Consider the following 4,126-nt stretch of genomic DNA (forward strand, 5'->3'; position numbering starts at 1 on the left):
CTGTGCCCGCTACTGGTGGTCCTCGACGCCGGTCCGACGCCGGCCGACCCGGAGCCGGGCCGGCCGTGGCAGGCCACGCTGCTGGTCCGCGACGAGCTGACCCCGGCGGACGCCGACGCGCTGGGCCGGGCCGACCTGGCCGTGCTCCAGCCGCTCGACCAGGCCGAGGCGGCGCTGGCCGGCGCCGCGCTGGGGCTGGGCGGGTCGGCGGAGTGGCTGACCCGGATCCGCGACGACATGGTCGCGGTGGTCAACCGGCGGGCGCTGCGCTGGGCGCTGCTCTCCCCCACCCCGATCGAGTCGCAGCTGATCGGCCGCCCCTCGCGCCGCTGAGGCCGACGCCGCCGGGCGACGCCGGAGGATTGGCCGGTCTCACGGGTTCCGCCGGTGGTCGGTCCGTGGCACGATCCCCGCCATGGGTTTTGTGAAGGGGTTGCTGATCCGGCTGGGCACCACGGCGCTGGCCTTCTGGCTGGCCACGTTGCTGATCCCGGGCATCACGCTGGATTCGGCCTCCGCCACGGAGGCGGTCACCACGCTGCTTTTCGTCGCGGTGATCTTCGGCGTGGTCAACGCGGTGCTCCAGCCGATCATCAAGACCGTCGGCTGCGGTTTCTACCTGCTGACCCTCGGGCTGATCGCGCTGGTGGTCAACGGGCTGCTCTTCCTGCTCACGAGCTGGATCGCCGACCAGGCCGGGCTGCCGTTCCACGTGGACGGGTTCTGGCCGGCCGCCGTGCTCGGCGCGCTCTTCGTCGGCATCGTCACCTGGATCCTCGGCGCCGTCCTCGACCGCGACTGACCGCCCGCCGCCCGGCACCGGTCGCCCCGCAGCACCGGCCGACCAGATTCCGGGAATTGGTCGCTGAGCCGTCGGGGTGGCGGCGCTACCGTCGCAGGAATGTTCAGCCTGACCCGTGACGACGGCTACCTGCTCAGCACCGACCCCGGCCGGATCGACCTGGAACTGGTGCACCACTGGCTCTCCACCGACGCGTACTGGGCGGTGGGGCGGGACCGGGAGACGGTGGCGCGGGCGTTCGCCGGCTCGGTGGGGTTCGGCGTCTACCGCCCGGGTGACGGCCGGCAGGTCGCCGTCGCCCGGGTCGTCACCGACCGGGCCACCTTCGCCTGGCTCTGCGACGTCTACGTCGACCCGGCCGAGCGGGGTCGGGGGTTGGGCACCTGGCTGGCCGGCGCGGTCCGCGACCACCTGGCCGACCTGGGGGTACGCCGGATCCTGCTGGCCACCGTGGACGCCCACGGGGTGTACGCGAAGGTGGGCTTCGCGCCGATGACCGACCCGCACCGCTGGATGCAGCTCGACCGGCGCGACCAGCCGGTGAGCCCGGTCACCGGCAAGGAGCCCGAGGGGCAGCCGCCCCTTACGGTGGAGGCGTGACGCCAGTTCGCCTCGGCTACCTCTACGGCTTCGGTGCGTACCTGCTCTGGGGCTTCTTCCCGCTCTATCTGAAGCTGCTGCGCCCGGCCGGGCCGCTGGAGATCCTCGCCCACCGGATCGTCTGGTCGGTGCTCTTCGTCGCCCTGCTGCTGGCCGCGGTGCGCAACGTCGGCTTCCTGCGGGCCCTGCTGCGCCGGCCCCGCGCGCTGGCCGGGATCGGCGTCGCCGCCGCGTTGATCGCGGTCAACTGGGGCACCTACATCTACGGCGTGAACTCCGACCGGGTGGTGGAGACCGCCCTCGGCTATTTCATCAACCCGCTCGTCGTGGTGCTGCTCGGCGTCTTCGTGCTCCGGGAGCGGCTGCGCCCGGCGCAGTGGGCCGCCCTGGCGACCGGCGGGCTGGCGGTGGTGGTGCTGGCCGTCGACTACGGCCGGCTGCCCTGGCTGGCCCTGGTCCTGGCGTTCAGCTTCGCCGGGTACGGCCTGGTGAAGAAGCGGCTCGGGCTGCCCGCCGCGGAGGGGCTCTTCGTCGAGTCCGCGGTGCTGGCGCTGCCCGCGCTGGCGTACCTGGGCTGGCTCAGCGCCGCCGGCGACGCCACCTTCGGGCACGTCTCGCTCGGGCACACCGCGCTGCTGGTGGCGGCCGGGGCGGCGACCGCGATCCCGCTGCTGCTCTTCGCCGGGGCGGCGAACCGGCTGCCGCTCACCGGTCTGAGCATGCTCCAGTACCTCGCCCCGATTCTCCAGCTCGGCTGCGGGGTGCTGATCTTCCACGAGCCGATGCCACCGGCCCGGCTGGCCGGCTTCGCCCTGGTCTGGGCCGCGCTGATCGTGTTCACCGTCGACGCCCTGCGCCACGGCCACCGCACCCGCGCCACGCACGCCCGGGCCGCCCACCGCGAACCCGTCACCACCCGCTGACCCCGGCCCCGGGTCCCCGCGCGTCGCGGGCGGCACGGCGGGGTGGTCAGCGACACGCTGCGGGACACGCCGTCGCGGGTGAGCAGCTCGCCGAAGACGACCCAGGGCTCAGGGGACGTCGTAGGCGAGGACGGGGGTGCCGTCGGCGCGGAGCAGCTCCAGCCGGACCAGCTCGGCGTCGGTGAAGCGGGTGGCACCGCTGATCCGCAGGTCGTCGCCGGGGGCGGCGAGCCAGGACCCGATCTGCTCCGTCGCGCCGTCCGGGCCGCGCGCCACCAGCCGGAAGGCGTGCGCCTTGGCGTAGCCGGCCTTCGCGTCGTACCCGCAGCGCATGGTGATCTCGGTGCCCCAGTCGGTGCCCCGCAGGCTGATCTCGGCGTGCACCGGCACCGTGCCGGCCACCGACTCCATGGCGACCATTCGCGCGTCGCCGCCGGGTGGGGCCGCCTCGCGGGGCAGCAGGGCGGCACTGCCGAAGCCGACGACCAGGGCCAGCGCGGCGGCGGCCAGCGTGGTGAGGGCGTACCGCCGGCGGGTGGCGAACCGCTCGCGGCGCCGGCGCTCCCGCGCGGCGGTGAGCAGCTCGGGCACCCGGGGGTTCTCCGGCGGCGGCAGGAACTGCTCCAGGCCGTTCGGGTCGAGCCGGCCGAGCAGCCCGGGCAGGACGGCGATCTCGGCGACCGCCTGCCGGCACGCCTCGCAGCCGGCGAGGTGCCGCTCGTAGGCCGCCCGCTCGGCGGGGGCCAGCGCACCCAGCACGTACGCGCCGTCGTCGTGCGCGAACTCGCACCGGGTCATCCCGTCACCCCCATCTCGGCCAGGACCAACCGTAGTGAGCGCAGGGCGTAGTGGGTCCGGGACTTCACGGTGCCCGGCGGCACGCCCAGCCGGGAGGCCGCCTCGGCCACCGACCGGCCCTGGTAGAAGCACTCGACCAGCACCTCCCGGTGGGTGGGGCTGAGCCGGTTCAACGCCTCCGCGACGGTCCAGGCCTCCACCGCACGCTCCGCTTCGTCCACAGTCTCAGCAGGTTCGGGCAGCTCGTCGGTGTAGACCTCGCCGACGCGGGTGGAGCGGCGACGCCACGCGTCGATGGCGAGGTTGCGCGCGGTGGTGAAGAGCCAGGCGCGAACCGAGCCGCGCCGGGGATCGAGGGACTCCGGGTGCCGCCAGGCCCGCAGCAGCGTCTCCTGCACCAGGTCCTCGGCCCGCTGCCGGTCGCCGTTGACCAGGCGCAGGGCGTGCGCGTACAGCGCCTCCGCGTGTTCGTCGTGCAGCGCGCGGAGCAGTTGGGCGTCGTGGTCGCTGATGGCGGTCTCCTCGCTGTCGGCGCGAGTCCGGCGGGGCGTTCGCACGGGAATACGTGCGGTCACCCCGATCGGTTCAGCCGCAGGTCACTGTGGGATTCCCGGCGGAGGTGTTCACGTCCGGTTCACACCGGGGCCCGCATCCGCTCACCACACCCTCCTAGCGTCCGGCGGGTACGCACGTCAGTGGCTGATCCGGCGTGCACCGAACCCCATCCAGGAGGCTCCTTCACATGAGCGACCGTCCCCGGCTGCTCCCGCTGTTGGGCGCCAACCGCCACGGCAGCCGCGACGCCATGACCTGTCTCTACCGGTGCGGCAACGCCTGCGACCACCCGGTTCCGAACACCTCCGACAACGCGTACTTCGGGGACGTGGTGAACGCGGAGGTCTCCCGCCGCGGCGTCGTCCGGGCCGGCGCGGTCGGCGCGCTGGTGCTCGGTCTGGGTGGCGCGGCGGCCGGTGCGCTGGCCGGCGCCGACCCCGCCGCCGCC

Annotated in this window: 5 protein-coding genes and 2 pseudogenes; 5 read left to right on the top strand and 2 right to left on the bottom strand. The window is 74.3% G+C overall.

Going from position 1 to position 4,126, the window contains the following annotated elements:
• The 4 genes and pseudogenes from NCC78_RS28650 to rarD form a co-directional block, all read left to right on the top strand.
• A pseudogene (locus tag NCC78_RS28650) lies at window positions 1-333 on the top strand (type VII secretion protein EccE); the annotation flags it as partial.
• Window positions 334-415: 82 nt separating this feature from the next.
• On the top strand, window positions 416-802 hold the full coding sequence (locus tag NCC78_RS28655; protein ID WP_250798420.1) for a phage holin family protein: 387 nt from the start codon (window positions 416-418) through the stop codon (window positions 800-802).
• Between the two features lie 99 nt (window positions 803-901).
• The gene (locus tag NCC78_RS28660; protein ID WP_250798421.1) at window positions 902-1,402 is read left to right on the top strand and encodes a GNAT family N-acetyltransferase; all 501 of its coding nucleotides are present in this window, start codon (window positions 902-904) and stop codon (window positions 1,400-1,402) included.
• Window positions 1,399-2,325 carry an EamA family transporter RarD gene (rarD, locus tag NCC78_RS28665; RefSeq protein WP_250798423.1) on the top strand — a complete coding sequence of 309 codons (927 nt, stop codon included), beginning with the start codon at window positions 1,399-1,401 and terminating at the stop codon, window positions 2,323-2,325. The genes NCC78_RS28660 and rarD overlap by 4 nt, the downstream gene beginning before the upstream one ends.
• Window positions 2,326-2,433: 108 nt before the next feature.
• Here rarD and NCC78_RS28670 read toward each other — a convergent pair whose 3' ends face one another.
• Window positions 2,434-3,123 (bottom strand): zf-HC2 domain-containing protein, encoded by a 690-nt coding sequence (locus tag NCC78_RS28670; protein ID WP_250798425.1) that lies wholly within the window; start codon window positions 3,121-3,123, stop codon window positions 2,434-2,436.
• Complete coding sequence (locus tag NCC78_RS28675; RefSeq protein WP_284706363.1) at window positions 3,120-3,635, bottom strand: sigma-70 family RNA polymerase sigma factor; 516 nt, start codon at window positions 3,633-3,635, stop codon at window positions 3,120-3,122. Before NCC78_RS28675 ends, NCC78_RS28670 begins: the two co-directional genes overlap by 4 nt.
• A 230-nt stretch (window positions 3,636-3,865) precedes the next feature.
• Between NCC78_RS28675 and NCC78_RS28680 the strand changes: the two are divergent.
• Window positions 3,866-4,126: pseudogene (locus NCC78_RS28680) on the top strand (phosphatase); the annotation flags it as partial.

The sequence above is a fragment of the Micromonospora phytophila genome (assembly GCF_023656545.1).
GTDB classification, from domain to species: domain Bacteria; phylum Actinomycetota; class Actinomycetes; order Mycobacteriales; family Micromonosporaceae; genus Micromonospora; species Micromonospora phytophila.